This is a genomic window from Arthrobacter sp. PsM3 (assembly GCF_030433895.1).
Classification (GTDB): domain Bacteria; phylum Actinomycetota; class Actinomycetes; order Actinomycetales; family Micrococcaceae; genus Arthrobacter.
In genome coordinates this window covers 28,180-54,149 of record NZ_JARUXE010000019.1, presented here as the reverse complement: position 1 = coordinate 54,149, position 25,970 = coordinate 28,180, and the positions used below count along the sequence as shown (strand labels likewise).

Below are 25,970 nucleotides of genomic sequence, written 5' to 3'. Positions count from 1 at the left end.
TGAAAAACTTCACTAACTACGGTTTCCCGCTGGAATCCACCGAATCACGCGCTCCGGTGTCCGGGTCCCCGGGGCCGTCGGGGCCCTCCGCGGGGGGCGTGCGTGCCGCCCGGCGGAGCTGGAAGACGGCGGCGGCCACGATGCACAGGAACAGTCCGCCGAAGCCGAGCACCACCATGGCCGGCACGGCGCCGTCGAGTTCGGACGGGGGCTCCGCGACCGGGACGGTGGCCTCGGGGAGGGTGGGGGCCGCACTGGACGGGGCCGCCGCGGCGGCGGCCGGCGTCGTGGCCAGATTGCCCCGCCGGTGGACGCGGATCCAGTCGGAGATCGAACCCAGCGGATTGGTCCGGGTGTCGGCCACGTCGGCCTTGAGTGCGGCCTCGGCGTCGAGGACGCCGAAACCGTAGAGCGGGTCCTTCCCCGGGGCGCCGGCGTCCTTCGCGGTGCTGACGATTCTGTTGATGACCTGGCTGGCCGTCATGTCCGGCCATTTGGAGCGGATCAGGGCCGCAACGCCGGCCACGATCGGGGTGGCGCCGGACGTGCCGGCCCATTCCGCGTAGCCGCCGCCGGGCAGGCCGCCGATCAGGTTTTCCGCGGGGGCCGCGACGCCGATGCTGATGCCCTGGGATGAAGAATCGATGCTGGCGGTGCCCTTGCGGTCCAGCCCGGCGACGGTCAGCACGCCGGGGATGGTGGCCGGGGCTCCGACCTGGATGTTGCCGCCGCCCCGGTTGCCGGCGGCGGCAACGATCACCACGTCCTTCTGCTCGGCGTAGAGGAAGGCCGCATCCCAGCTTTGCGGCCATTCCGGCGAGGTGCTGCCCAGCGAGATGTTGATGACGCGGGCTCCGTTGTCGACGGCCCAGCGGACGGCCTGGGGAATCTGGTCCTGGTCGCTCTTGCCGCCGGGGTTGGCCGATCCGAGCCAGGTGGAGACGGACAGCAGCTGCGCTTCGGGTGCCACCCCGACGATCCCGTCCGGGCTGACGGCCGGGGCCGGGCTGGGGCTGGGGCTGGGCTTCGCCGTCGAATCGGGGGGCTGGTGGCCGTGGCCTGCCAGCATGGTGGCTACGAGCGTGCCGTGCTCGGGCTTCGCGCCGATGCTTTTCTGGCCGTCCGGGGTTCCGGCGCCGGAGATGTCGACGCCGCCGGCCAGCACTCCGGCGAGGTCGGGGTGCTTGCCGTCCACGCCGCTGTCGATCACGGCGACCTTGACGTTGGCGCCCTTGGAGACTTCCCAGGCCTTGGTGATGCCGGATTCGGCCAGCCAGTATTCCTTGTCGCGCCAGGCGTCGGCGTGCGCGGCCGGGGCTGCGGTCAAAGCCGTTGTCAGGGTGCCGCCCGCAAGGGCCAAGGCCATTAACGCGGAGGCGGTCCGGCGGCGCCGGGCTGTTGCTCTGGTCATTTCAGGTCCTATCGGCGGGACAGCAGTGGTGCTGCGGATACGGTGGCGCTGCGGACTGCCGGGGGATCCGGGCGGGGATGTCGGAAGGGGGCCTGGGCGGCGCGTCCGGCGGACACACAGTCCAGCCAGTCTGTTGCCTAGCTGATGCTCAAGGCAATTCCATCAAGAATATCGTGTTCGCTGGTGACGGCCGTCGTGACCCTGTGGCCGGTGGCCCCGGCGAGCCGTTCCAGGACGCGCCGCCACACGAGGGCGCCTGCCCCAATCACGTCCACCCGGCCCGGGTGCATGTAGGGCAGGGCAGCCCGTTCCGCGTGTGACATCGCCAGCAGTTCGCTACAGGCCCGGCGCACGACGTCGAGCGAGAGTTCGGTGCCGTGGATCGCCGCCGGGGAGTACTCTGTCAGGCGGAGCGCGTGGGCCGTGATGGTGGTGATGGAACCTGCCACCCCGACGACGGCGGCGCTGCGGTCCAGCGGGACGGTCCGGGCCGCCTCATCGATGGCTGCGTCGACGTCCGCCTCCGCGGCGGCAATCTGTTCTGCCGTGGGCGGGTCGCTGCGCAGGTGGCGTTCAGTCATCCGGACACAGCCGATGTCGACGCTTTTGGCGGCGATGACTCCGCCGGCACTGCCCAGCACGAACTCGGTGCTGCCGCCGCCGAGGTCGACCACGAGGACCGGGTCCTCGCCCCGGGAGGGCAGCACGCTGCTGGCGCCGGCGAAGGACAGGGCGGCTTCCTCGTCCCCGGTGATGACCTCGGGTTCGACGCCGAGGATTTCGCGGATGCCATCGACGAAGACCTGCCGGTTGCCGGCGTCGCGGGTGGCAGAGGTCGCGACGAAGCGGAGCTTGGTCGCCCCGTGCCGGCGGATCTGCCCGGCGTAGTCCGCGGCGGCTGCGAAGGTCCGGTCCAGTGCCTCCTGGGCAAGTTCGCCGGTGGCGTCCACTCCCTGGCCGAGCCGGACGACGCGCATTTCGCGCACGACGTCGGCCAGCCGGGGAGCCGCCCCGTCGGTGTCCGCGTCGGCGATGAGCAGGCGGATCGAGTTGGTGCCGCAGTCGACGGCGGCCACGCGGGTCACTGGGCGGCCCCGTCTTTGGGATCGGTTCCAGCGGTTCCGGCGGTTCCGGCGGTTCCGGCATGCTGTACCGTTCCGGCGTCTGGGGTGTCGAGGGTATTGCCGGGATCTGCGGTGCGAGCCTTCCGGACCGGGGCCGGCCGGCCCACGATCTCCGGGAGTCCCTGCGGGCCGTGCCGGCTGAGGTCCTGCGAGGGGGCTTCACCGCCGGTGTCCCAGGCGCCGTCGCAGTAGCAGCGGTCCCTGGTCCACCATTCGCCGATGGCTGCGATGGCCTCGTCGCCGAGCGGATTCACGCCCGGTCCGGCGGCCAGCGAATGGCCCACCAGGACGTGCAGGCATTTGACGCGGGTAGGCATGCCGCCGGCGGAGATGCCGTCGATCTCGGGGACGGCGCCGATCCCGGACCTGGCCCCGATCCCGGCGCGGGAGGCCAGGTACGCTTCGTGGGCGGCACGGTAGTCCGCCGCCAGGGCCGGGTCTCCCCCGAGCCGTTCGTTCATCTCATTCATCAGGCCCGCCGCCTCGAGGCGCGACACCGCCGAGGTGATGACCGGGTGCGTCAGGTAGAAGGTTGTGGGGAAGGGTGTGCCGTTGCTCAGCCGCGGGGAAGTGGCCGCCACCAGCGGGTTGCCGCAGACGCAGCGGGCCGGAATCTCCACGACATCACGCACCGGGCGGCCCAGCTGCCGGCTCAGGACATCGAGGTCGCGGGGCGAGGGTCGGCGGAACTCCGCCGTGGAGCCGGCGGTCTCCGGCGTTGCCGGGTGCACTGCCATCAGGTTCTCGTCCACTGGGTTCTCGTCCACGGGCGCGGCACCTTCCTGCCCTGTCTGGCTTGTCCGGCGGACAATCCTGCGGCGGGCGCCGCGTCTTAGTCTGTCGCCGAGCGCCGGACGGAGTCCCAGAGGGAGTCCACCCAAGGCAGCTCGGCCGGGTCCTGTGCTGATCCTGCACCGGCCGCGCCACTGGAGGCTCCGGCCGGCAGATCGCTGCCGAAGACCCAGTAGCCCGTTTCTCCGGGCATAACCATGTTAATGCGGTCGCGGGCCTGCTGTTTCACGTAGTTCGGATCCTGCCACCGGGAAACCTGGAGCCGGAGGTCACTCTGCTGGGACTTTTTGGCCGAGATGTCCGCCTGAAGCGCGGCGATTTCGGCCCGCTTTTCGAAGAAGATCTTGACCGTGGGCGCCAGCATGATGGTGATGGCAATCATGACGACGAACAGCGCCAGCATCCGGCCGGAGAAAGCCTTGGCGGGGACCGGGCCGAGATGCTCCCCCGCTTGCGCGGAGCCGTCCTTGGACTGTTTGGCTGTGCCGGGCTTGGCTGTGCCGGGCTTGGCTGTGCCGGGCTTGGCTGCACCGGGCTTGGCTGCGCCTGACTTCGCGGTGCCGGGCGTCGCGGTACCGGGCGTCCCGGCGCCTGACTTCGCGGCGCCGGGTGCCGTGCCTGACTTGGCGGCGCGAGGCGTCGTCGCCGTGCCCGACTTCCCTGGGCCTGCTGTCGCTGCGTTCTGCCGGGCGGCGGCCGACGGAGCGGCGGCCTGCCGTGGGGATCCTCCGGTGTGCGGGCCGGCCGTGCGGGCGCTGCCGGACGCGTGCGGGTGGGCCTCGCGGGAAACGCCGAAATCAGCCTGGATGACGTCGCCGCCGTCGTTTGTGTCCGGAGCCTTCGGGGCCGCAGGCGTGGCCCGGGGAACCTTGGGTCGACGGGTAGCCATGTCACTCCTGTAATGCCGGGTTCTCACCCGGCCGGCTTGCTTGTGTTCAGTGCTGATCCCCGTGGCCTGTGCCGGCTGGGGCCGGAGCCGGCCAGGGCCGGCTGCGCGGCACCACAAGAGCGCCAAAAAAGGGAACCGGTGGCCATGGTCTTTCAACCATAGCCACCGGTTCGCAGTTCGTGCTGTTACTAGCCCTTGAAACGCGGGAAAGCGCTTCGGCCGGCGTAGCGTGCGGCGTCGTCGAGTTCCTCCTCGATGCGCAGCAGCTGGTTGTACTTGGCAACGCGCTCGGAGCGGGCCGGGGCACCGGTCTTGATCTGGCCCGCGTTGGTGGCAACGGCGATGTCAGCAATCGTGGTGTCCTCGGTCTCACCGGAGCGGTGCGAGGTGATGGTGGTGTACCCCGCGCGCTGGGCGAGGGAGACGGCATCCAGGGTCTCGGTCAGGGAACCGATCTGGTTGACCTTCACGAGCAGCGAGTTGGCCGTCTTCGAATCGATGCCGGTCTGCAGGCGCTCCGGGTTAGTGACGAAGAGATCGTCGCCGACGATCTGGACCTTGTCGCCGATGGCGTCGGTGAGGGTCTTCCAGCCCTCCCAGTCGTTTTCGTCCAGCGGGTCCTCGATGGACACCAGCGGGTAGTCGGCGACGAGCTCGGCGTAGTAGGCGCTCATCTCGGAGGAGCTGAGGGCCTTGCCTTCGAACTGGTAGGCGCCGTCCTTGAAGAACTCGGAGGAGGCCACATCCAGCGCGAGGGCGATGTCCTTGCCCGGGGTGTAGCCGGCGTTGCGGATGGCTTCCTGGATGAGGTCCAGGGCCGCGCGGTTGGACGGCAGGTTCGGTGCGAAGCCGCCCTCGTCGCCGAGGCCGGTGGACAGGCCCTTGGCCTGCAGGACCGCCTTGAGCGCGTGGTAGACCTCAACACCCCAGCGCAGGCCTTCGGAGAAGGTCTCGGCGCCGAGCGGGACAACCATGAATTCCTGGATGTCGACGTCGGAGTCGGCGTGCGAGCCGCCGTTGAGGATGTTCATCAGCGGCACGGGCAGGACGTGGGCGTTGGGCCCGCCGAGGTACTTGTAAAGCGGCAGGTCGGCGGAGGCCGCTGCGGCGTTGGCGACGGCCAGGGACACGCCGAGAATGGCGTTGGCGCCGAGCTTGCTCTTGTTGGCGGTGCCGTCCAGGTCGATCATCGCCTGGTCGATGCTGCGCTGGTCGGTCGCGTCGAAGCCGATCAGGGCCGGGGCGATCTGGTCGATGACGGCGTCGACGGCCTTCTGGACGCCCTTGCCGAGGTAACGGCCCTTGTCGCCATCGCGGAGTTCAACCGCCTCGTGCTCGCCGGTGGAGGCGCCGGAGGGAACTGCTGCGCGGCCGATCTGGCCGTCCGAGAGCAGGACTTCAACTTCTACGGTGGGGTTGCCACGGGAATCGAGGATCTCGCGGGCGTGGATGGCATCGATAAGCGCCATGGATAGGCTCCTTTGGGTGAAGCGATCTGCTGGGAATCTGATGGGAAATCAAGCTGGGATCATGCTGAATAACCGACGTCCTCGTCGCTACCCAGCCTAGTCGAGAGTGGGATAAGTTACAGAAACCTATCCAGTCCCCGGACGTCATTTTGCTGGATCACGGCGACGACGGCGGGGAGTGGCTCTCCTGGAAGCGTCGGTTGGCGCCGCGCAGGGCGCGTTCGGCGTCGAGCCCCCGCGCGCTGGCGGCGGCGGCGACCGCGAAGAGCAGGTCCCCGAGGTCCTCTTCCGTGGACGGTATCCCGACCGGCTCGAAGGACGCGGGGAGGCCCGCACGTTCGGCGCGGTCCAGGAGTTTCTGGGCCCGGGCCAGCGCCGGAAGGGCGGCGGGGACACCGCCGAGGGGCCCCCGGCTCAGGGAGGGGTCAGCGCCGGAGTGCGGGTGCCCGGAGTGCAGCACCTGCTCCGAACGCTTGACCGCATCCCATTTCCGGACGATTTCCTCCACCGTCGCCGGAAACGTCTCCCGCAGCGAGCCGTCCGGCCGGAAGACATGCGGGTTGCGCCGGATCATTTTGGCGGTGAGTCCGCGGGCGACGTCGTCGAGGTCGAAAGCGGCGCGCTCCTGGGCAAGCCGGGCGTGGAGGACCACCTGGAGCAGGACGTCGCCCAGTTCGGCCTTCAGCTCGGCGTCGCCGGCGGCCGTCTCGATGGTTTCCGCCACCTCGTAGGCCTCCTCGAGGAGGTACTCAACGAGGGATTCGTGGGTGAGGGCACCCATCCAGGGGCAGTGGGCGCGCAGCTGGGCTATAACCCCCACCAGCTCCCCGACCTCGCAAGCTCGGCCGGGGACCCCTGCTGCCGTGGGCCCACCGGCCAGCGCGCCCACCGTGTTGTCCTCGTTAGCCAAGGTCGGCGTAAGCCTCGTTGATGTATTCGACGAGGGCTTCCTTCTCCTCAAGCGGCAGGAAGGCTGCCTCGGCCGCGTTCAGCGTCAGCTCTAGCAGGTCATCGAGGTCGTAGTCGAACGTCTCGACCAGCAGTTCGAACTCGTCCGTGAGGGTCACGCCGCTCATGAGCCGGTTGTCCGTGTTGATGGTGACGTTGAAGCCGAGCTGGTAGAGCATGTCCAGGGGGTGGCTTTCGATTCCCTCGCCGAAGCCGGCGACGGCACCGGTCTGCAGATTGGATGACGGGCAGATCTCCAGCGCGATGCCGCGGTCGCGGACCCAGCTGGCCAGCTCACCGAGGGTAACCATGCCGATGTTGTCGTCGGCCTCATCGCTCTCGGCGTCGGCATCTTCGTCTTCGAATTCAACGGTGATGTCCTCGGCGATCCGGACGCCGTGACCCAGGCGCAGGGCGCGTCCGTCGACCAGGGCAGACTGGATGCTTTCGAGTCCGGCGGCTTCCCCGGCGTGGACCGTAGCCGGGAAGTTGTGCTGGGCCAGGTAGGTGAAGGCGTCCTTGAAACGGGACGGCAGGAAGCCGTCCTCGGCACCGGCGATGTCGAAGCCGACGGCGCCGTTGTTGCGGTGGCGGACGGCCAGCTCGGCGATTTCCTGGCCGCGTTCGGCGTGGCGCATCGCGGTGATCAGCTGGCCGACCTGGATGTCGCGGCCGGTCTCGGCGACGGCGTCGACGCCGGCGTCGAGGCCAGCCTGCACGGCCTCGACGGCGTCGTCCAGGCTCAGGCCCTGCTGGAGGTGCTGCTCCGGGGCCCAGCGTACTTCGCCGTAGACCACGCCGTCGTCGGCGAGGTCTTCGACGAATTCCTTGGCAACGCGGAAGAGACCTTCCTTCGTCTGCATCACGGCGATGGTGTGGTCGAAGGTCTCAAGGTAGCGGACCAGCGAGCCGGAGTCGGCGGATTCGCGGAACCACTCCCCCAAGGCGACGGGGTCGGTGGAGGGCAGGGTGTGTCCCGCAGCCTCGGCAAGTTCAATGATGGTGGCCGGACGGAGTCCGCCGTCCAGGTGGTCGTGAAGGGAAACCTTGGGGAGGCCCTTCAGGTCGAAGTCGAGGTCAGGGGCAGCATCAAGAATTATCTCAGTCACGCTCCAACCTTAGGGTCGGGGGCCCGGCAATGCCAGCCGGTCAGACAGCGGACGCGGCGGACCCACAGCCGGTGGTGCGGGCTGTGCGGCCCGGCGGTCGGGGATTCAGGCCTCGGCGTCGGCCGGCGCCGCCAACTGTGCGGGGAATGACATGGTGCCGGCCTGGCGGGGCACGGCGTCGGCCTCGCTGGGAGCGGCGTTGGTGGGCCCGGACTTGGTGGGCCCGGCGGGCGCGGCGCCCGTGGTCTCGGGTCCCGGCTGCGGGTCCCTGGCGGGCGCGGCCTTGGCAGGCGCGGGCGCGGCGGGCCCCGGTGTCGTCGACGAGGCGGTGTGCGTGTGTGCGGCCTTGGCTTCGGCAGCCATGGCGGCGGCCCGGCCGGCCGCGGCGGCGGCGCCCCGGGTGTCGCGCCAGCGGTGCAGCCAGGTCAGCGCGTGGTCGATCACGATGCCAAGGACGACGGCAAAGGCGACGGCGATGCCGACCCCGAGCAGCGGGTGCTCATGGACCCAGTTCCCGGCGATGATGCCGACGCCGGCCGAGTAGGCGACCCACGTGACGGAGGCGATGATGTCGAGGAGGACGAAGCGGCGGCGTGGGTAGGCGGTGGTGCCGGCGATCCAGTTCACGGCTACGCGTCCAACCGGGATGTAGCGGGCCGTGAAAATCAGCATGGCGCCGCGCTTGTCGAGTTCATAGCGTGCCCAGTTCAGGGCCCGCTGGACCTTGGGTTTGCGCATCCAGCGGAAGCGCTCGACGCCGACATGGCGGCCCAGCAGATAGGCCATGTTGTCGCCCGCGATTGCGCCGAGGGCGGCCGCGGCCATCACGAACCACATGTTCGGCTGGCCGGAGGTGACGGAGAGGGCACCCAGGGCGACGATGAGGGTTTCGCTGGGCAGAATCGGCACAAAACCGTCGATGAAGCAGAAGACGGTGAGGATCGGATAAATCCACCATTGTCCCGCGGCATGGAGGATGGCCTCATTGATAAATTCCACGCGGGACATGCTCCTAGGAAAGTTTCGAAAAGCGCTCTTCAGTGTCCCATGACCGGAAGGGATGGCGCTACGTTCCCAACGGACAAATCTTACGTTTTGTCGGGGCCTCGTTGTTTTAGGGCTCCGCCGGCGGGGCGGGCTGTTCGGCCGCTTCCGGCAGCGGCCGGCGCAGCCTGCCGATGACGCGGTCCACCAGGAGGCCCAGGCCGATCGCGCAGATGACGGCGACGATGACGCCGAGCAGGTGGTTCTCTTCGAACCACTGGCCGAAGAAGAGGCCGATCGCGACGGAATAGCCGGCCCACAGCACTGCGGAAAGCACGGTCAGCCCGACGAAGCGTGACCGCTGGAAATTTGTGGCGCCGGCCGTGAGGTTGACCGCCACCCGGCCGATCGGGACGAAGCGTGCCACGAGGATCAGGGAGGCCGGGCGTTTGCGCAGCTCGGTCCCGGCCCAGCGGAAGGCCCGCTGCATGCGCGGGCCACGCATCCAGGCCCAGCGCTGCGTGCCGGCGCCCCGGCCGAGGAGGTACGCGATGTTGTCGCCAAGGAAGGCGCCCGCCGCGGCCGTCGCTGCCAGCAGGGCCGGGTTGGGGATGTCGGCGGTGGCGGCTACTGCGGCGAGTCCGACCACCACGGATTCGCTCGGAATGGGCGGGAAGAAACCGTCAATCACGCAGCACACGAACACGAGGAGGAGCACCCAGGGTTGCCCTGCGGCGGCCAGGATGAAGTCGTTGATTGCCTGCACGGTTTCCTAACAAACAACGGGTGGACGGCTGTCGTGCCAGTGTACTGCGGGGCCCGCGCCGCAGCTTGCCCTATCACTTGTGGCGGTCAAACCGGACGGTTGGGCACCAAAAGTGATAGGGCAACGGGGGAATCAGGCGATCCGGTCGATGATGAGCTGCTGCGCGGGGCGGGAGCCTTCCGGGGCAATCACCACGGCGTGCTCCAGCGCTGCCTTGGCCCGCTCGAACCTCTCCGGGGTATCCGTCAGGAGGGTCATGAGCGGCTCGCCGGCCCGGACCAGGGCGCCCGGCTTGGCGTGCATCCGCACCCCGGCGCCGGCCTGGACCTGGTCTTCCTTGCGGGCGCGTCCGGCGCCGAGCCGCCAGGCGGCGACGCCGACGGCCATCGCGTCGAGTTCCACCAGCACGCCGTCGGCCGGCGCGTAGATGACCTCGGATTCCCTGGCGACGGGAAGCTTGGCGCGCGGGTCCCCGCCCTGCGCTTCGATCATGCGGTTCCAGACGTCCATGGCGCGGCCGTCCCGGAGCGCGGCCCGGGGATCGGCGTCGTGGACGCCGGCGCAGGCCAGCATCTCCTCGGCGAGCCGGACGGTGAGTTCGACGACGTCTTCCGGACCCCCGCCGGCCAGCACCTCCACCGATTCCTCGACCTCGATCGCGTTGCCTGCGGTGAGTCCCAGCGGCATGTTCATGTTGGTCAGCAGGGCCACGGTGTTGACCCCGGCGTCTTTGCCCAGGGCCACCATGGTCTCGGCGAGTTCGCGGGCGCGTGCCTCGTCCTTCATGAAGGCGCCGCTGCCGACCTTGACGTCCAGCACCAGCGAACCGGTGCCTTCGGCGATCTTCTTGCTCATGATCGAGGACGCGATCAGCGGGATGGCCTCGACCGTTCCCGTGACGTCCCGGAGGGCGTAGAGCTTCTTGTCGGCCGGGGCGAGTCCGGCGCCGGCGGCGCAGATGACCGCGCCGACATCCTGGAGCTGCGCCAGCATTTCCTCGTTGCTCAGCGCCGCGCGCCAGCCCGGGATCGATTCGAGCTTGTCCAGGGTGCCTCCGGTGTGGCCGAGGCCGCGGCCGGAGAGCTGCGGAACAGCTACGCCGAAGACCGCCACCAGCGGTGCCAGCGGCAGCGTGATCTTGTCCCCGACGCCGCCGGTGGAGTGCTTGTCGGAGGTGGGCTTAACACTGCCGTCGGGGCGGCGCAGGCTGGAGAAGTCCATCCGTTCACCGGACGCGATCATGGCTGCCGTCCAGCGCGAGATCTCGGCCCGGTCCATGCCGTTGAGCAGGATCGCCATGTTCAGGGCGGCCATCTGCTCGTCGGCGATCGCTCCGCGGGTGTACGCGTCGATCGTCCAGTCGATCTGGGCGGGGCTGAGCACTCCCTTGTCCCGCTTGATACGGATGATGTCGACGGCGTCGAACGCTTCGGTCTTGTTCGGGGTTGGTGTCACCGGGGTTCCTCCAGGTGTTGGGGGCCAAAGGCATCGGGAAGGACCTGGTCCATGGTCTTGATCCCCTGGGTGGTCATGAGCTCCATGTCGGGAGCCCGGAATTCGTAGAGCAGCTGCCGGCAGCGGCCGCAGGGCATGAGGACGTTGCCACCGGCATCGACACAGTAGAAGGCGCGGAGCAGGCCGCCTCCGGTCATGTGCAGGTTGCCCACCAGCGCGCACTCGGCGCACAGGGTCAACCCGTAGCTGGCGTTTTCGACATTGCAGCCGCTCACGATCCGGCCGTCCGCGGTGAGGGCAGCAGCCCCCACCGCGAACTTCGAATACGGCGCATAGGCATTCTTCATGGCGGCGGCCGCGGCGGCTTCGAGGGCTACCCAGTCGACGGTGGTGCTTCCCATGGTCAACCCTTCACGTACGGTATGCCGTCCGCGGCCGGTGGCCGGGACCGGCCGACGAGTCCGGCGACGGCAAACACGGTCACGAGGTAGGGCAGCATGGCCATGAACTGGCTCGGCACCGGGGTGCCGATGATTGTCACAATGCTTTGCAGGTTGTCGGCGAAGCCGAACAGCAGCGCGGCGAAGAACGCCCCGATCGGATTCCAGCGCCCCAGGATCATCGCGGCGAGGGCGATGAAGCCGCGGCCGCCGGAGATCTCCTTGGTGAAGCTGTCGATCGCCACCAGCGTGAAGAACGATCCGCCGATCCCGGCGACGGCGCCGCCCAGGGTGACGTTCCAGAACCGGGTCGCGTTGACCTTGATGCCGAGCGTGTCAGCGGCCTGCGGGTGCTCGCCCACGGCGCGGACGCGCAGGCCCCACTTCGTCTTGAACAGCCCGATCCACACCACAATCACGGCCACGTACATCAGGTAGCCCACCACGGACTGCTTGAAGAGGATGGGGCCGAGGACAGGGATGCTGGACAGGACCGGGATTTCGATGATGGGAAGCCGGCCCGGCGAGTTGAACATTTCCTTATTGGCCTGCATCACGGTGCTAAACAGGAACCCCGTGAGGCCCGAGATCAGGACGTTGAGCACCACACCGACGATGATCTGGTTGACCACGTACTTGATGCTGAACACCGCCAGGACCATGGACACGAGGGCGCCTGCGACGGCCGCCGCGAGCAGGCCGAGGTACGGGTTGTCCGTCAGGCTGGCCACGATCGCTGCCGTGAAGGCACCGCCCAGGAGCTGGCCTTCGATGGCGATGTTCACGACGCCGGCGCGTTCGCACAGGACACCGGACAAGGAGCCAAAAACAATCGGCACAGCCAGGGTCACGGAGCCGGCGATGAGGCCGGCCAGCGAGATGCTGGGGGTCCTGGCGCCGCCGACGACCCAGATCAGGAAGGACACCACAAAGAGGACCGTAAAGATGACCGGCAGCCAGCGGGGCGGACGGACGTTTTTCGTCTTGAGGAACATGGCGTAGCCGGCGAGGCCCAGCATGATCACGGAAAGCACTATGCCGGCGAGGTAGGCGGGCACTTCGATCGCGGGCAGCTGGAAGAAGTCCCCGCCGGAGGAAATGCCGAACTTGGCAGTCCCATGGGGGCCCAGCAGGCCAAAGACGATGAACGCGACGACGGCCAGCACCAGCAGCGTCACCGGCAGCTTCCAGGTGACGGGCTTGGCGGACACCGCCGGTTTGTGGTTCCTGTCAGGGTGCGTTGGCCCCTGCTGTGGCTTGAGGGGTTTTCCCGGAACGGGAGAGGTTGCTGCTGTTGTGCTCATGCTGCACCTCCGGTGGTTGCTGCCTTCTGGGACTTGCCGCCGGTTGCGGCCTTCTTCTTGCGCGGGTTGAGTCCGAAGATCGCCCGGACCAGGGGCGGCGCCGCGATGAACAGCACGATCAGCGACTGGACCACCAGGACGATGTCGATCGGAGTCCCGGTCTGGATCTGCATCTGGACCGCGCCGGCGCGGAAGGCGCCGAACAGCACACCGGCGGCGAAGGTGCCCCACGGCGTCGAACGTCCCAGCAGCGCGACGGTGATGGCGTCAAAACCGTAGGTCGCCGCGACACCGTCGGTGAGGACCTTTTCGGTCCCTGCCACCTGCGCGACGCCGGCCAGACCGGCCAGGCCGCCGGCGATGGCCATCACCAGGATGGTGGCGCGGGGTACGTTGATGCCGGCGGTCAGGGCCGCTTTGGGGTTGGCCCCGACGGCGCGGAACTCAAAGCCGATGGTCGAGCGGTTCAGCAGCCACGAGACGAACACTGTCGCGGCGATGGCCAGCAGGAAGCCGATGTGCAGCCGGTACTGGCTGCCGAAGATCTGCGGGTACACGGCCGTCGGGTCCAGGATCGGGGAGATCGGGGTGGTCTCGCCCGGCCGCTGGAACGCCTCCGAATCGAGGAGGTACCGGACGAAGTAGAGGGCGATGTAGTTGAACATGATGGTCAGGATGACCTCATGGGCCCCGGTCCTGGCTTTGAGCACGCCCACCAGGCCGCCCCAGACGGCGCCGCCGATGACGCCTGCGAGCAGGACCAGCAGCAGGTGGAGACCCACCGGCAGGTGCAGGGCGAAGCCCACCCACGAGGCCAGGATGCCGGCCATGATGATCTGGCCCTGGGCACCGATGTTGAACAGGCCCGCGCGGAAGGCCAGGGCGACGCCGAGGCCGGCGGTGATCAGCGGGGTGGCGATGGTGAGGGTCTCCATCAACGGGGCGAATTGTCCGCCCACGCCGCTCCCCCGCGGGTTGAAGACCGAGCCCTGGAAGAGCGCGACGTAGGAGCCGGTGGCGGCCGACCAGACGGCGGACAGGAAATCGGCCGGCCGGGCGAAGAAGTAAGTTGACGTGGCCGCGACCACCTTGTCCGTGCTGGCAATGAGCAGTCCGCCCAGGATCAGGGCGAGGAGGACGGCCAGGATGGTCACCACGCCGTTGCCGGTGAAGATCTTGCGCAGCACCGAGTCCGGCTCCTCGGCGCCGGGGAGGGTTCCGCTCTGGGCCGAGACCGGAACCGCCGACGGCTGCATCGCTCCGCCCGCGGTGTCCAGCGCGGTGACAAAGGCGGTGTCCTCCGCGTCGGGCGTTTCAATTTCCGCGTCCACGTCCGGTACCCTGTCCGCGTCCGTGGCCAGCGATTTCGGGGACTGCGCTGCCGGAATCCGGTCCGGGTCCGGTTCGGCCGTGCCTCGCGGCTCGTTGTTCTCACTCATGGTCGTCTCCTACGGCGCCGGAGCGGGACTCCTGCACGGGCTGGGCGGCGGGCGCTTGCTTCGTTGCTTGGGGTGCGGCGGGGCTTCCCGACTGCGGTTCGGCGGGGCTTCCTGCGGGTGTTTCCGCGGGGCTTCCCGCGGTGGTGCCCGCCGTGGGCGGTGCCGGGTGGCTGCCGGCGGCGTCGCCGTGGGCGTCCTCCGGGGACAGTCCGGCCATCATCAGGCCGAGGACGCCGCGCCCGGTGCCGGCCGGGACGATGCCGACGAGTTTGCCCTTATAGAGGACGGCGATCCGGTCGGCGAGGTCAATCACCTCGTCCAGTTCGGTGGAGACGATCATCACCGGGGTGCCGTGGTCGCGCTCTGCGACAATGCGCTTGTGCAGGAACTCGATGGATCCGACGTCCACGCCGCGGGTGGGCTGGGACGCGATGAAGAGCCGCAGCGGCCGGGAGAGCTCCCGGGCCATCACTAATTTCTGCTGGTTGCCGCCGGAGAGGGTGCCGGCCGCCAGCGAACCTGACGGGGTGCGTACGTCGAACTCATCGATCCTGGTCTTGGCGTTCTCCAGGACCTTGGCCGGGCTCATGCTGATGCCCTTGGCGAACGGGGCCTGGTCATAGCGGTCCAGGATCAGGTTTTCGGCGATCGAGAAGGTACCGATCAGCCCGTCGACGGAGCGGTCTTCCGGCACGAAGCCGACGCCGGCGTTGAGGACTTCCTTGACGCTGCGGCCCAGGAGTTCCTCGCCGTCGAGCAGGATGGATCCGTGGACGCGGTCCTGGAGGCCCAGAATGGCCTCGGTCAGTTCCGTCTGGCCGTTGCCCTGGACGCCGGCGATGGCGAGGATCTCGCCGCGGGCGATGTCGAAGCTGATGCCGTCCACAACGTGCTGGCCGCTGGGCGCGATCACGGTGAGGCCCTTGACTTCGAAGGTGGTTTCCTGGGGCGTGGCCGGGGCCTTGTCCAGGGTCAGGTTCACGGCGCGGCCCACCATCATGGAGGCCAGTTCCGTCGTCGAGGCGCCGGGATCGGCAGTGCCGACCACCTTGCCCCGCCGGATCACGGTGATGGTGTCGGAAACTGCCTTGACCTCGCGGAGCTTGTGCGAAATGAAGACGATCGAGGTGCCATGGCTCTTGAGCTGGCGCATGATATCCAGCAGCTCATCGGTGTCCTGCGGGGTGAGCACCGCCGTGGGCTCGTCGAGGATGAGCACCTTGGCGTCGCGGACGAGGGCCTTGATGATTTCCACCCGCTGCTGCACCCCCACCGGCAGGTCCTCGATCAGCGCGTCGGGGTCGACGTCGAAGCCGTACCGGTCGGAGATCTCCTGGATCTTCCGGCGGGTGTCATCCAGGTTGAGGAATCCTCCGGCTTTGGTGGTTTCCGCCCCCAGGGCGACATTCTCGGCAACCGTAAAGACGGGGATCAGCATGAAGTGCTGGTGCACCATGCCGATGCCCGCGGCCATGGCGTCGCCCGGGCCGCGGAAGGTGACGGGTTTGTCGTCGACGAGGATCTGGCCCTCGGTGGGCTCGTACAGCCCGTACAGGACGTTCATCAGCGTGGACTTACCCGCGCCATTTTCGCCGAGCAGACAGTGAATCTGCCCGGGCTCAACAACCACATCGATGTGATCGTTGGCTACCAGGGAGCCGAAGCGTTTGGTGATCCCCTTGAGTTCAAGTTTCAAAACTCTGACCAATCTCGAGGTGTCCGGCTGGCCTTGCCCGGACGGATGATGGGGCTGCAGGATCAGCCTAATGCCTGCAACCTGAAGCGGAGTCGGTCCGCTCAACGCAAAGCGCCACAGCCCGTGCGGTGGATGACCGGACGGGCCGTGGCGCTTGTCTGAGGCAGTTAGACCTTCGGGCTGGCTGCGGATTCAACCTTCAGCTTGCCGTCGGCGATGTCCTTCTTGATCTGCTCCAGCTGCGTCTTCACTTCGGCCGGCACCGCGGAATCCAGGTCGTGGAAGGGAGCCAGCTGCACGCCGTCGTTCGCGAGGGTGCCGACGTACGGCGTGTTGGTGAACTGGCCGTCCTTGTCCTGCTTGACGACAGTCTCGACGGCCTCGCCCATCAGCTTCATGACGGAGGAGAGCATGATGTCCTTGTAATCCGGAGCCGTGAGGAAGCCGTCGGAGTCAACCCAGATGAGCTTGACGTCCTTGCCTGCTGCCTTGGCTTCCTTCAGGGCCGCCCCCGCACCCTTGCCGACCGGACCGGCGACGGGCATCACGATGTCCGCGCCCTGGTCCAGGAAGTTCTGGGTGAACTGCTTGCCCTTGTCCTGCTTTTCGAAGTCGCCGGTGAAGGAACCGTCCTGCTTGGCCTTGTCCCAGCCCAGCACCTTGACGTTCTTGCCGTTCTTCTCGTTGTAGTACTTGACGCCGTCGGCGTAGCCGTCCATGAAGATGGTGACGGTGGGGATCTTGATGCCGCCGAAGGTGGCGACCGTTCCGGTCTTGGTGGTACCGGCCGCGAGGTAGCCCGCCAGGAACGCAGCCTGGGCCGTGTCGTAGATGATGGGTTTGACGTTGCTGATCGGGGTCTCGTAGCCGAAGTCGATGATGGCGAAGTGCTTGTCCGGGTTCGCCGTGGCCTGGGCCTTAGTGGCGTCACCGAGCAGGAAGCCGACCGTGACGGTCAGGTTGCAGCCTGCAGTGACCATCGCGCGCAGATTGGGCTCGAAGTCGTTGTTGGTCTTGGATTCTGCCTGGTTGACCTTGATGCCCAGATCCTTCTCAGCCTTCTTCAGACCCTCATATGAGGACTGGTTGAAGGACTGGTCATCGAATCCACCGGAGTCGGAAACGATGCAGCCAGTGTAGTTGCTGGCCGACGGTGTGGCACTGCTGCTGGCGGTCGGGGCGGCCCCGCAGCCGGTCAGCAGAAGGGCAGCCGCACCCGCGGTGGCGACTCCGGCCATGGAACCGCGCTTGAAGGTTGCACGCAGAGAATTCTTCAATTTTCCTCCAGGAAGAAAGAGTAGGCGCCACGACGGAGCTCAATGAGTGTCTGTTGGCGGGGTTGCCGCTGAAACGCTGTTTTCACTGATGGATTTCGCAGCACTGCGCCGAGGCGCACTGATGGAAGCAACATTAGTGTCCTGCGACACGTCGAAGTAGCACAGTTCACAGCAATTCCACAGATTGATGAGAACTTGTTACCAAGCGGTAGAAACGGCAAACCCCGCCCCGGATTCACCGGGGCGGGGCTTTCAGCTGTCAGCCAGTTTGGCAGAGGCGCCTTAGACGCGGACCAGCATCTTGCCGGTGTTGGCGCCGTCCAGCAGATCCATGAAGGCCTGCGGGGCGTTTTCCAGTCCGTCGACGATGGTCTCGTCGTACCGGACAGTGCCGTCGGCGAGCCAGCCGGACATGGCCTCCACGAACTCGGGCATGTGCTGCCAGTAACTGCCGACGATGAAGCCTTTGAGGGTCAGCTGCTTGCCGATGGCCTGCATGAGGTTCCGCGGCGCCGGTGTGGGCTCGGTTGAGTTGTACTGCGAGATGGCGCCGCACATGGCCACCCGGCCACCGACGGTGAGCGCCGACAGCGCCGCTTCAAGGTGTTCGCCGCCGACGTTGTCGAAGTACACATCGATCCCGCGTTCGCCTGCGGCAGCGGCGAGCTGCTCGGCTACCGGGCCGTCGTGGTAGTTGAACGCCGCGTCGAAGCCCAGCTCCAGCAGCCGCGCCACTTTCTCCGCGGACCCCGCGCTGCCAATGACGCGGGACGCGCCCATGGCCTTGGCGATCTGGCCCACCAGGGAGCCGACAGCCCCTGCTGCGCCGGAGACGAAGACGACCTCGCCGGGCTTGAAGCCGGCGACCTTGAGAAGGCCTGCGTAGGCCGTCAGGCCGGTCATACCCAGCGCACCGAGGAATGCCGAGGCGGGGGCCAGGTCGGTGCGGGCGGGGGTGGTCGCACCGGCGTCGAGCACGGCATATTCGCGCCAGCCCAGGGAATGGACCACCGTGTCGCCCACCTTGCGGTCAGCGGACCGGGAGGCGATGACCTCGCCGACGGCGCCGCCGTCGAGCGCGGTGTCCAGGGAAAACGGCGCCGAGTAGGACTTGACGTCGTTCATCCGGCCGCGCATGTAGGGGTCCACCGAGATGAAGAGGTTGCGGAGCAGGACCTGGCCGTCCTCGAGTTCCGGCAGGGCCGTCTCGGCAAGGCGGAAGTTCTCCGGCACGGGGCGTCCGTGCGGGCGGGATGCCAGCTGGATCTCGCGGGTGGTGGCGGGAAGGGTTGCGGTTTCGGTGATGGTGCTCATGCGGCGACCTCCAGGATCGTGATGTCGACAGTGATGTTGCCACGGGTGGCATTGGAGTAGGGGCAGACTTCGTGTGCCTTGGCCACGAGGGCCTCGGCCGTTTCCCGGTCCACGGCGGGCAAGGCAATCTCAAGTTCCGCGGCGATGCCGAAGCCGGGTCCGTCGGCGAGGGCGCCGAGGTGGATCCTTGCGGCCACGGCGGAATCCGTCAGGTCCGCTTTGGCCTGGCGGCCGACGAGCCGCAGGGCGGAGTGGAAGCAGGCCGCGTAGCCCGCAGCGAAAAGCTGCTCGGGGTTGGTGCCTTCGCCGTTGCCGCCGAGTTCCACGGGGCTGGCCAGGGTCACGCTGAGCTTGCCGTCCTTGGTCACGGCGGTGCCGTCGCGGCCTTCGCCCGAGGCCAGTGCCTCCGCTGTGTAAAGGGTCTTCATGGGGATCCAATCTGTTGAGTTTCAGTGGAAGTCAGTGCGAGCCGCGCAGGGCGGCGGTCAGCCGGCCCAGGGTCACGCGGAGCTGGTCAAGCTCCGCGGGCGAGAGCCCGGCCGCGTCGGCGAGCCGTTGCGGGATGCCGGTGGTCCGGGCGCTGAGCGCGGTGCCGGACTCGGTCAGGAAGACCTCAACCCGCCGTTCGTCCTCGGCAGAGCGCCGCCGTTCCACGAGGCCCAGGGACTCAAGCCGCTTGAGCAACGGGGATAGCGTGCCGGAGTCGAGGCCCAACTCCTCCCCCAGCTCGCGGACGCTGCGCGGTTCCTCTTCCCAGAGCACCAGCATGACGAGGTACTGCGGGTAGGTCAGACCGAGCTCGTCGAGTATCGGCCGGTACGCCGCGGTGGCAGCCCGGGAGGCCGAGTACATCGCGAAGCACAACTGCCGGTCCAGGCGGGGTGCGTTGAGGCGGGAAGAATCGGTCATCACTATACGATAATCCACAATTGAATTGTGCACAACTCATTCATGTTCCGACGCCTCCCCCGAGGTCACAGTTCGCGCCCATGAATCGCCCGACGATGGGCGCGTACTCTCACCTCGGCGGGAGCGGGACCGGTTGGCGGCAGGGACCTAGAGGTCGCGGAGGGTGCGCAGGGCTGCGGCGGTGAGGACCTTGATGCCCAGGCCCAGGGCGCGTTCGTCCAGGATGTAGTCCCCGCGGTGCAGGTCATACTCCTCGCCGCCGGGCGTCTTGGTGCCCAGGCGCATCATGGCGCCGGGGAGGTCCGCGAGGAACCACGCGAAGTCCTCGCCGCCCATGGACTGCGGCGTCAGCACCACTGCGCCTTCGCCGATCTCGGCGCGGGCCGCGGCTTCGATCAGGGCGGTCTCGTGTTCAGAGTTGACCACGGGGGGCACGCCGCGCGTATGTTCCAGGTGGACATCGACGCCGTACGGAGCGGCGATCTGCTGCACGACCTCGTCGAGGATGACCCCGGCACTGTGCCAGGCGTCGCGGTCCAGGCAGCGCATGGTGCCCGCCATGTAGCCGCTGGCCGGGATGGCGTTGGGCGCGGAGCCTGCGGAGATGTGGCCCCAGACCACGGAGACGCCGCTGCGGACATCGACGCGGCGGGAGAGCACGGCCGGAACGTTGATGGCGATCTGCGCCAGGGCGAAGACGAGCTCTTCGGTCAGGTGCGGCCGTGAGGTGTGGCCCCCGCGGCCGGTCAGTTCGATTTTGATCGTGTCCGAGGCGGAGGTAATGGCGCCGATCCGGGTGCCGATCTTGCCCACTTCGATCCGGGGGTCGCAGTGCAGGGCGAAGATCCGCGGAACACCTTCGAGGACGCCCTGCTCGATGCAGCTCTGGGCGCCGCCGGGCATGGTTTCCTCGGCCGGCTGGAAGATGATCCGCACGGTGCCGCGCAGCGGCGACTCCTCGTGCATCCGCTGCAGGACCAGGGCCGCGCCGAGCATGGTGGCGGTGTGCACGTCGTGGCCGCAGGCGTGCGTGACGCCATGGTTCTTCGACGCGAAGGGAAGACCTGTTTCCTCGATGATGGGCAGGGCGTCGATGTCGCCGCGCAGGGCGGTGGCGATCGGACCGTCCCCGATGTCCACCGTGAGGCCAGTGCCTTCGAGGCGCCGCGGCTTCAGGCCCGCTTCCTCGAGCCGCTTCGCGAGCTTGTCCGTGGTGCGGAACTCCTTGAACGACAGCTCCGGGTGCGCGTGCAGGTCCCGGCGGAAGGCGATCAGTTCCGGCAGCAGGGGCTCGAGCCACGGCCCCACCAATATGGTGGGGTCAGTTTCAGTGGAGTAGTTGCGCACGGGACAACTCTAGCGAGCGCACAAAAAATAGCGGCATCGCGTACGGCGCGTTACGGATCGGGAAACACTTCGGGCCCCGCCGGAGATCAGGGCAGGGGCCGAGAGCCCGCCCGGCTCCGCAGCGCAAAGCACGCCGGACACTGACTCCGGAAACGGACGCCGGACGGTGGCTCCGGAAACTACAGCACGTCCGTGTCGCCGCTGGCCTTGAGGGCATCGACGGCCTGCTTCACGCGCTGGGAGTGTTCCTTGTGCATGACCAGCAAGGCGTCAGGGGTATCGACGACGACGACGTCCTTGATGCCGATCAGCGCGATCACCCGTTTGGTATCGGAGACCACCACGCCGCTCGCGTCCTCGGTGAAGACGCGGGCGCCCTCGCCGATCACGGTGACGTCCTTGACTTCCTTGGCGCTGTTGAGCCGGCCCACCGAGGCGAAGTCCCCGACGTCGTCCCAGCGGAAGGTGCCGGGAACGACGGCGACGTCGCCGGCGGCCGCTGCCGGTTCGGCCACGGCGTAGTCAATCGCAATCTTGGGCAGAGTGGGCCAGACACGGGCCTTGACCTCGTCGCGCTGCGGGGTGTCCCAGGCCCGGGCGATTTCCTGCACGCCGGCGAAAAGCTCGGGCTGGTTGGCTTCGAGGTGCTTGAGCATCAGCGCGACGGGGGCCACGAACATGCCGGCGTTCCAGACGTAGTCGCCACTGTCGAGATACTCCTGGGCGACCTCTTCGCTGGGCTTCTCCACGAACTCGACGACGGCCTGGGCGCTGGGGGCCCCGTCAACGCCGAGGTTCTTCCCGGCCCGGATGTAGCCGAAGCCGGTGGAGGGGTGGGTGGGCTTGATGCCGATCGTGACGATCTTGCCGGCCGCGGCGGCGTGGATGGCTTCCCGGACGGCCGCGTGGAACAGTGCGTCCGGGCTGATGACCTGGTCCGCTGCGAAGGAGCCCATGATGGTGTCCGGATCGCGTTCGTGCAGGATCGCGGCGGCCAGGCCGATGGCGGCGCCGGAGTCCTTGGGCTCGCTTTCGAGCACCAGGTCCGCGTCGTCGATCTCGGGGAGCTGGCGGCAGACCGCGTCCCGGTGCGCCATCCCGGTGACCACGAGCATGTGTTTTCCGGCGAGCGGCTCAAGCCGGTCGTAGGTGGACCTCAGCAGGGTACTGCCCGAGCCCGTGAGGTCGTGGAGGAACTTGGGGGCTGCAGCACGCGACAGGGGCCAGAGGCGGGTCCCAACACCGCCTGCCGGAATCACCGCAATAAATCGGCTCAGGGCCGAGCCTTGAAGTGAGTCCTGGCTTGTCGCTTTGTCTGTATTCATCACGGCTACTTTAGCTGAACGGACCGAAACAGTCCCTGCTCCGGCGGCGGACACGACACATCACGGCCTTCCGGCGTCGCAGACCGGATGCGGACCGGAGGCAGTGCGGGCGCTCCCGGCGGACCAGGAAATGTGGCGTTCGTCTCAAAACTGGACGAAAACCGTGCCGGGCGCCGTCACCAACGGGTGGCTGAATTGAATAAGCTGTGGGCGAAGCCTAGATTTAGGCTTGAGCTTACGAGTGCTCTCGCAGCAGGCGTTCCCCCCGCGTGGATCCCATGCCAGCGCCGCTGTGTTGCAGGGAGGTTTATTCAGTGCCGACAAAACCAGCTGGCACCTTGTACCGCGGCCGTGAAGGCATGTGGTCCTGGGTTGGACACCGCATTACCGGTGTAGTGATCTTTTTCTTCTTGTTGGTCCATGTGCTGGACACCTCATTGGTGCGTGTGTCCCCCGAGGCCTACACCGCCGTGATTGGTGCCTACAAGAACCCCCTGATGGCCCTGGGTGAAACGGGCCTTGTCGCAGCGATCGTGTTCCACGCCTTTAACGGCCTGCGGATCATCGCCGTCGACTTCTGGAAGAAGGGCGCGAAGTACCAGCGCCAAATGCTGTGGACGGTGCTCGCTCTCTGGGTAGTCGTCATGGTGGGCTTCTCCATCCGCCACCTTTCCCTCGCCCTTGGAGGTCACTAGCCATGAGTGCAACGCAGATTCAGAGCCCACGAAGTGGCGGCGCTAAGGTCGGCAGCAACCGGATCGCTCCGCAGTACCGCCGTACCGGCGGTTCCAAGGGCAACTTCGAAATGCTTGCCTGGCTCTTCATGCGGCTTTCCGGCGTCGTCCTGGTCGTCCTGATCTTCGGACACCTGACCGTGAACCTGCTGGTCGGCGAAGGCATCCACGCGATCGACTTCGGCTTCGTGGCCGGCAAGTGGGCGGACCCGTTCTGGCAGGTGTGGGACCTGGCAATGCTGTGGCTCGCCATGCTGCACGGAACCAACGGTGTGCGCACCATCATCAATGACTACGCCGAAAAGGACGCCACGCGCCTGTGGCTGAAGATCGTGCTCTACGCGGCCACCACCGTCATCATCATCCTGGGCACCATGGTCATCTTCACCTTTGACCCGTGCCCCGTGGTTAACGGTGTCCAGCTGCCCGGCGGCTTCTGCCCCTCCCCATAGCGGCGCGGCCCCAGCGGCAACCGATCCGGTGCCTGCCCGGGGCAGGCACCGGATTTCCACGAGGTTTCACCGGGCTGGCTCCGCCGGCCGGTGTTGTTAGCGAATTTTGAGAGAAAGAGCGTCTGGTATGCAGGTCCATAAGTACGACGTCGTCATCGTCGGTGCCGGTGGCGCCGGGATGCGCGCGGCGATCGAGTCAGGTCAGCGCGCCAAAACAGCAGTACTGACCAAGCTGTACCCCACCCGCTCCCACACCGGCGCGGCGCAGGGCGGCATGTGTGCGGCACTGGCCAACGTCGAGGAAGACAACTGGGAGTGGCACACCTTCGACACCATCAAGGGCGGCGACTACCTGGTTGACCAGGACGCCGCCGAGGTCATGGCGAAGGAAGCGATCGACGCCGTCCTGGACCTGGAAAAGATGGGCCTGCCGTTCAACCGCACGCCCGAGGGCCGCATTGACCAGCGCCGTTTCGGTGGCCACACCCGCGACCACGGCAAGGCCCCGGTCCGCCGCGCCTGCTACGCCGCAGACCGCACCGGCCACATGATCCTGCAGACCCTGTACCAAAACTGCGTCAAGCACAACGTGGAGTTCTACAACGAGTACTACGTGCTGGACCTGCTGACCGTCGAAGAGGACGCTGTCCGCGAGGACGGCACCACGTACAAGCAGAAGCGCGTTGCCGGCGTCGTCTCCTACGACCTCGCCTCCGGCGAACTGCACGTCTTCCAGGCCAAGTCCGTGGTGTTCGCCACCGGCGGCGCGGGCAAGGTCTTCAAGACCACCTCCAACGCCCACACCCTGACCGGTGACGGCATGGGCATCGCGTTCCGCCGCGGCATCCCGCTGGAGGACATGGAGTTCTACCAGTTCCACCCGACAGGCCTCGCCGGCCTGGGCATCCTCCTCTCCGAGGCCGCCCGCGGCGAAGGCGCGATCCTGCGCAACTCCGAGGGTGAGCGCTTCATGGAGCGCTACGCCCCGACCATCAAGGACCTCGCCCCCCGCGACATCGTGGCCCGCTCCATGGCCAACGAAGTCCGTGAGGGACGCGGCTGCGGCCCGAACAAGGACTACGTCCTCCTGGACCTGACGCACCTTGAGCCCGCGCACATCGACGCCAAGCTGCCGGACATCACCGAGTTCGCCCGCACCTACCTCGGTGTCGAGCCGTACACGGAGCCGGTTCCGGTCTTCCCGACGGCGCACTATGCCATGGGCGGCATCCCCACCAACATCACCGCCCAGGTGCTCCAGGACAACGACACGGTGGTCCCGGGCCTCTACGCCGCCGGTGAGGTGGCCTGCGTCTCCGTGCACGGTTCCAACCGGCTGGGCACCAACTCGCTGCTGGATATCAACGTCTTCGGCAAGCGGGCCGGCATTGCCGCCGCGGAGTACGCCAAGACCGCAGAGTTCGTGGACCTCCCCGTTGACCCGGAGGCCTACACGCTGGACCTGCTGGACCACGTCCGCACCTCTGACGGCACCGAGAAGGTCGCTGCAATCCGCAAGGAACTGCAGGACACGATGGATGCCAACATGCAGGTGTTCCGCACCGCCGACACCCTGAACCAGGTCCTGACGGACATCGCGTCCTTCGAGGAGCGGTACCAGCGCATCAGCGTCCAGGACAAGGGCAAGCGCTTCAACCTGGACCTCTTGGAGGCCGTGGAGCTGGGCTTCCTGCTGGAGCTCGCCAAGGTCATGACTGTGGCGGCCCTGCACCGCGAGGAATCCCGCGGCGGGCACTTCCGCGAGGACTTCCCCGAGCGCGACGACGACAAATTCATGAAGCACTCCATGGCGTATAAGGATGAGCATGCTCCGGCGGATGGTTCCGCGGTGACCGCAGAAACAACAGCCGGCATCCGGCTTGCCACCAAACCGGTGGTCTTTACGCGTTACGAGCCGATGGTGAGGAAGTACTAAGATGACCGCTGAACTTGCTGAGCCAGCCTCCAAGATCGAACTGCCCGCGCACATCGGGGGCGGCGGGGACATCCCGTCCTTCGACGTCCACCTGCGGGTGCGCCGCTACAACCCGGAGGTCTCCGACGAGTCCACCTGGGATGACTTCCACGTGACCATGTACGGCACGGACCGCGTCCTGGACGCCCTGCACAAGATCAAGTGGGAGATCGACGGCAGCGTCTCCTTCCGCCGGTCCTGCGCCCACGGTGTCTGCGGCTCCGATGCCATGCGCATCAACGGCCGCAACCGCCTCGCCTGCAAGACCCTGCTGAAGGACCTGGACACGTCCAAGCCCATCACGGTCGAGCCGATCAAGGGCCTCCCGGTGGAGAAGGACCTGATCGTGGACATGGAGCCCTTCTTCCAGTCCTTCCGCGAGGTCATGCCTTTCCTGATCAACCGCGGCCACGAGCCCACCAAGGAACGCCTGCAGTCCGCCGAGGACCGGGAGCGTTTCGACGACACCACCAAGTGCATCCTGTGCGCCGCGTGCACCTCGTCCTGCCCGGTGTTCTGGACCGACGGCCAGTACTTCGGCCCGGCGGCGATCGTCAACGCGCACCGCTTCATCTTCGATTCCCGGGATGACGCCGGCGACATGCGCCTGGAGATCCTCAACGACAAGGAAGGCGTGTGGCGCTGCCGCACCACCTTCAACTGCACCGAGGCCTGCCCCCGCGGCATCCAGGTCACACAGGCCATCGCCGAGGTCAAGCAGGCCATCCTGTCCCGCAAGATCTAAGGAACCAAGTACCAAGAACGAACCAGGAACCACGACGACGGCGCCTCTCACCTTTCGGGTGGGGGC

At 67.4% G+C, this 25,970-nt stretch carries 24 protein-coding genes; 4 read left to right on the top strand and 20 right to left on the bottom strand.

Features of this window, described 5'->3' with window-relative positions; translation table 11 throughout:
- Positions 1 to 16: 16 nt before the first annotated feature.
- The 20 genes from QCD75_RS11790 to QCD75_RS11695 form a co-directional block, all read right to left on the bottom strand.
- Positions 17 to 1,411, bottom strand: a complete 1,395-nt coding sequence (locus QCD75_RS11790) for a S8 family serine peptidase (protein ID WP_301228789.1) — start codon at positions 1,409 to 1,411, stop codon at positions 17 to 19.
- A gap of 137 nt (positions 1,412 to 1,548) precedes the next feature.
- Positions 1,549 to 2,496 (bottom strand): Ppx/GppA phosphatase family protein, encoded by a 948-nt coding sequence (locus QCD75_RS11785; protein WP_301228787.1) that lies wholly within the window; start codon positions 2,494 to 2,496, stop codon positions 1,549 to 1,551.
- Positions 2,493 to 3,272, bottom strand: a complete 780-nt coding sequence (locus tag QCD75_RS11780) for a DUF501 domain-containing protein (RefSeq protein WP_301228844.1) — start codon at positions 3,270 to 3,272, stop codon at positions 2,493 to 2,495. Before QCD75_RS11780 ends, QCD75_RS11785 begins: the two co-directional genes overlap by 4 nt.
- A gap of 95 nt (positions 3,273 to 3,367) precedes the next feature.
- A complete protein-coding gene (locus tag QCD75_RS11775; protein ID WP_301228785.1) occupies positions 3,368 to 4,216 on the bottom strand; it encodes an FtsB family cell division protein in 849 nt (282 codons plus the stop codon).
- 188 nt (positions 4,217 to 4,404) lie between these two features.
- Entirely contained in the window at positions 4,405 to 5,685 is a 1,281-nt protein-coding gene (gene eno, locus QCD75_RS11770; RefSeq protein ID WP_301228783.1) for a phosphopyruvate hydratase, read from the bottom strand.
- A 157-nt stretch (positions 5,686 to 5,842) separates the two neighbouring features.
- A complete protein-coding gene (locus QCD75_RS11765) occupies positions 5,843 to 6,466 on the bottom strand; it encodes a MazG nucleotide pyrophosphohydrolase domain-containing protein (RefSeq protein WP_301228843.1) in 624 nt (207 codons plus the stop codon).
- A gap of 121 nt (positions 6,467 to 6,587) precedes the next feature.
- Positions 6,588 to 7,742 carry an adenosine deaminase gene (locus QCD75_RS11760; protein WP_301228781.1) on the bottom strand — a complete coding sequence of 385 codons (1,155 nt, stop codon included), beginning with the start codon at positions 7,740 to 7,742 and terminating at the stop codon, positions 6,588 to 6,590.
- 105 nt (positions 7,743 to 7,847) lie between these two features.
- The gene (locus QCD75_RS11755) at positions 7,848 to 8,741 is read right to left on the bottom strand and encodes a DedA family protein (RefSeq protein ID WP_367400651.1); all 894 of its coding nucleotides are present in this window, start codon (positions 8,739 to 8,741) and stop codon (positions 7,848 to 7,850) included.
- Between the two features lie 115 nt (positions 8,742 to 8,856).
- Positions 8,857 to 9,492: a DedA family protein gene (locus QCD75_RS11750; protein WP_301228779.1), complete on the bottom strand. Its 636-nt coding sequence runs from the start codon at positions 9,490 to 9,492 to the stop codon at positions 8,857 to 8,859.
- A gap of 132 nt (positions 9,493 to 9,624) precedes the next feature.
- A complete protein-coding gene (locus tag QCD75_RS11745) occupies positions 9,625 to 10,947 on the bottom strand; it encodes a thymidine phosphorylase (protein WP_301228777.1) in 1,323 nt (440 codons plus the stop codon).
- Entirely contained in the window at positions 10,944 to 11,348 is a 405-nt protein-coding gene (locus QCD75_RS11740; RefSeq protein WP_301228775.1) for a cytidine deaminase, read from the bottom strand. Before QCD75_RS11740 ends, QCD75_RS11745 begins: the two co-directional genes overlap by 4 nt.
- 2 nt (positions 11,349 to 11,350) lie before the next feature.
- Positions 11,351 to 12,691 carry an ABC transporter permease gene (locus QCD75_RS11735; RefSeq protein WP_301228773.1) on the bottom strand — a complete coding sequence of 447 codons (1,341 nt, stop codon included), beginning with the start codon at positions 12,689 to 12,691 and terminating at the stop codon, positions 11,351 to 11,353.
- On the bottom strand, positions 12,688 to 14,130 hold the full coding sequence (locus tag QCD75_RS11730) for an ABC transporter permease (protein WP_301228771.1): 1,443 nt from the start codon (positions 14,128 to 14,130) through the stop codon (positions 12,688 to 12,690). The genes QCD75_RS11735 and QCD75_RS11730 overlap by 4 nt, the downstream gene beginning before the upstream one ends.
- A complete protein-coding gene (locus QCD75_RS11725) occupies positions 14,123 to 15,826 on the bottom strand; it encodes an ABC transporter ATP-binding protein (protein ID WP_301228769.1) in 1,704 nt (567 codons plus the stop codon). The genes QCD75_RS11730 and QCD75_RS11725 overlap by 8 nt, the downstream gene beginning before the upstream one ends.
- Positions 15,827 to 15,993: 167 nt before the next feature.
- Complete coding sequence (locus tag QCD75_RS11720) at positions 15,994 to 17,103, bottom strand: BMP family lipoprotein (protein ID WP_441005473.1); 1,110 nt, start codon at positions 17,101 to 17,103, stop codon at positions 15,994 to 15,996.
- A 282-nt stretch (positions 17,104 to 17,385) separates the two neighbouring features.
- Positions 17,386 to 18,417 (bottom strand): NADP-dependent oxidoreductase, encoded by a 1,032-nt coding sequence (locus tag QCD75_RS11715; RefSeq protein ID WP_301228767.1) that lies wholly within the window; start codon positions 18,415 to 18,417, stop codon positions 17,386 to 17,388.
- Positions 18,414 to 18,845 carry an organic hydroperoxide resistance protein gene (locus tag QCD75_RS11710; RefSeq protein WP_301228765.1) on the bottom strand — a complete coding sequence of 144 codons (432 nt, stop codon included), beginning with the start codon at positions 18,843 to 18,845 and terminating at the stop codon, positions 18,414 to 18,416. The genes QCD75_RS11715 and QCD75_RS11710 overlap by 4 nt, the downstream gene beginning before the upstream one ends.
- A gap of 31 nt (positions 18,846 to 18,876) precedes the next feature.
- Positions 18,877 to 19,326, bottom strand: a complete 450-nt coding sequence (locus QCD75_RS11705) for a MarR family winged helix-turn-helix transcriptional regulator (RefSeq protein WP_301228763.1) — start codon at positions 19,324 to 19,326, stop codon at positions 18,877 to 18,879.
- Between the two features lie 147 nt (positions 19,327 to 19,473).
- Positions 19,474 to 20,673, bottom strand: coding sequence for an amidohydrolase (locus QCD75_RS11700; protein WP_301228761.1), 1,200 nt, complete (start codon positions 20,671 to 20,673; stop codon positions 19,474 to 19,476).
- A 179-nt stretch (positions 20,674 to 20,852) separates the two neighbouring features.
- Positions 20,853 to 21,998 carry a mannose-1-phosphate guanylyltransferase gene (locus QCD75_RS11695; protein WP_301228759.1) on the bottom strand — a complete coding sequence of 382 codons (1,146 nt, stop codon included), beginning with the start codon at positions 21,996 to 21,998 and terminating at the stop codon, positions 20,853 to 20,855.
- A gap of 314 nt (positions 21,999 to 22,312) precedes the next feature.
- Between QCD75_RS11695 and sdhC the strand changes: the two genes are divergently transcribed.
- The 4 genes from sdhC to QCD75_RS11675 all read left to right on the top strand — a co-directional run bounded on the left by sdhC (position 22,313) and on the right by QCD75_RS11675 (position 25,904).
- Positions 22,313 to 22,693, top strand: a complete 381-nt coding sequence (gene sdhC / locus QCD75_RS11690; protein ID WP_082576094.1) for a succinate dehydrogenase, cytochrome b556 subunit — start codon at positions 22,313 to 22,315, stop codon at positions 22,691 to 22,693.
- A gap of 2 nt (positions 22,694 to 22,695) precedes the next feature.
- Positions 22,696 to 23,184 (top strand): succinate dehydrogenase hydrophobic membrane anchor subunit, encoded by a 489-nt coding sequence (locus QCD75_RS11685; protein WP_301228751.1) that lies wholly within the window; start codon positions 22,696 to 22,698, stop codon positions 23,182 to 23,184.
- A gap of 127 nt (positions 23,185 to 23,311) precedes the next feature.
- Positions 23,312 to 25,120, top strand: coding sequence for a succinate dehydrogenase flavoprotein subunit (sdhA, locus tag QCD75_RS11680; protein ID WP_301228749.1), 1,809 nt, complete (start codon positions 23,312 to 23,314; stop codon positions 25,118 to 25,120).
- A 1-nt stretch (position 25,121) separates the two neighbouring features.
- Positions 25,122 to 25,904, top strand: a complete 783-nt coding sequence (locus tag QCD75_RS11675) for a succinate dehydrogenase iron-sulfur subunit (protein WP_024365819.1) — start codon at positions 25,122 to 25,124, stop codon at positions 25,902 to 25,904.
- The last annotated feature ends 66 nt before the right edge of the window (positions 25,905 to 25,970 follow it).

What these genes read in the sequence shown, in the direction of transcription:
- QCD75_RS11790 (WP_301228789.1), bottom strand. Translation starts at nt 1,411, where the DNA reads ATGACCAGAGCAACAGCCCGGCGCCGCCGGACCGCCTCCGCGTTAATG.
- QCD75_RS11780 (WP_301228844.1), bottom strand. Translation starts at nt 3,272, where the DNA reads ATGGCAGTGCACCCGGCAACGCCGGAGACCGCCGGCTCCACGGCGGAG.
- QCD75_RS11775 (WP_301228785.1), bottom strand. Translation starts at nt 4,216, where the DNA reads ATGGCTACCCGTCGACCCAAGGTTCCCCGGGCCACGCCTGCGGCCCCG.
- eno (WP_301228783.1), bottom strand. Translation starts at nt 5,685, where the DNA reads ATGGCGCTTATCGATGCCATCCACGCCCGCGAGATCCTCGATTCCCGT.
- QCD75_RS11765 (WP_301228843.1), bottom strand. Translation starts at nt 6,466, where the DNA reads ATGGGTGCCCTCACCCACGAATCCCTCGTTGAGTACCTCCTCGAGGAG.
- QCD75_RS11740 (WP_301228775.1), bottom strand. Translation starts at nt 11,348, where the DNA reads ATGGGAAGCACCACCGTCGACTGGGTAGCCCTCGAAGCCGCCGCGGCC.
- QCD75_RS11735 (WP_301228773.1), bottom strand. Translation starts at nt 12,691, where the DNA reads ATGAGCACAACAGCAGCAACCTCTCCCGTTCCGGGAAAACCCCTCAAG.
- QCD75_RS11730 (WP_301228771.1), bottom strand. Translation starts at nt 14,130, where the DNA reads ATGAGTGAGAACAACGAGCCGCGAGGCACGGCCGAACCGGACCCGGAC.
- QCD75_RS11715 (WP_301228767.1), bottom strand. Translation starts at nt 18,417, where the DNA reads ATGAGCACCATCACCGAAACCGCAACCCTTCCCGCCACCACCCGCGAG.
- QCD75_RS11710 (WP_301228765.1), bottom strand. Translation starts at nt 18,845, where the DNA reads ATGAAGACCCTTTACACAGCGGAGGCACTGGCCTCGGGCGAAGGCCGC.
- QCD75_RS11705 (WP_301228763.1), bottom strand. Translation starts at nt 19,326, where the DNA reads ATGACCGATTCTTCCCGCCTCAACGCACCCCGCCTGGACCGGCAGTTG.
- QCD75_RS11695 (WP_301228759.1), bottom strand. Translation starts at nt 21,998, where the DNA reads ATGAATACAGACAAAGCGACAAGCCAGGACTCACTTCAAGGCTCGGCC.
- QCD75_RS11685 (WP_301228751.1), top strand. Translation starts at nt 22,696, where the DNA reads ATGAGTGCAACGCAGATTCAGAGCCCACGAAGTGGCGGCGCTAAGGTC.
- sdhA (WP_301228749.1), top strand. Translation starts at nt 23,312, where the DNA reads ATGCAGGTCCATAAGTACGACGTCGTCATCGTCGGTGCCGGTGGCGCC.
- QCD75_RS11675 (WP_024365819.1), top strand. Translation starts at nt 25,122, where the DNA reads ATGACCGCTGAACTTGCTGAGCCAGCCTCCAAGATCGAACTGCCCGCG.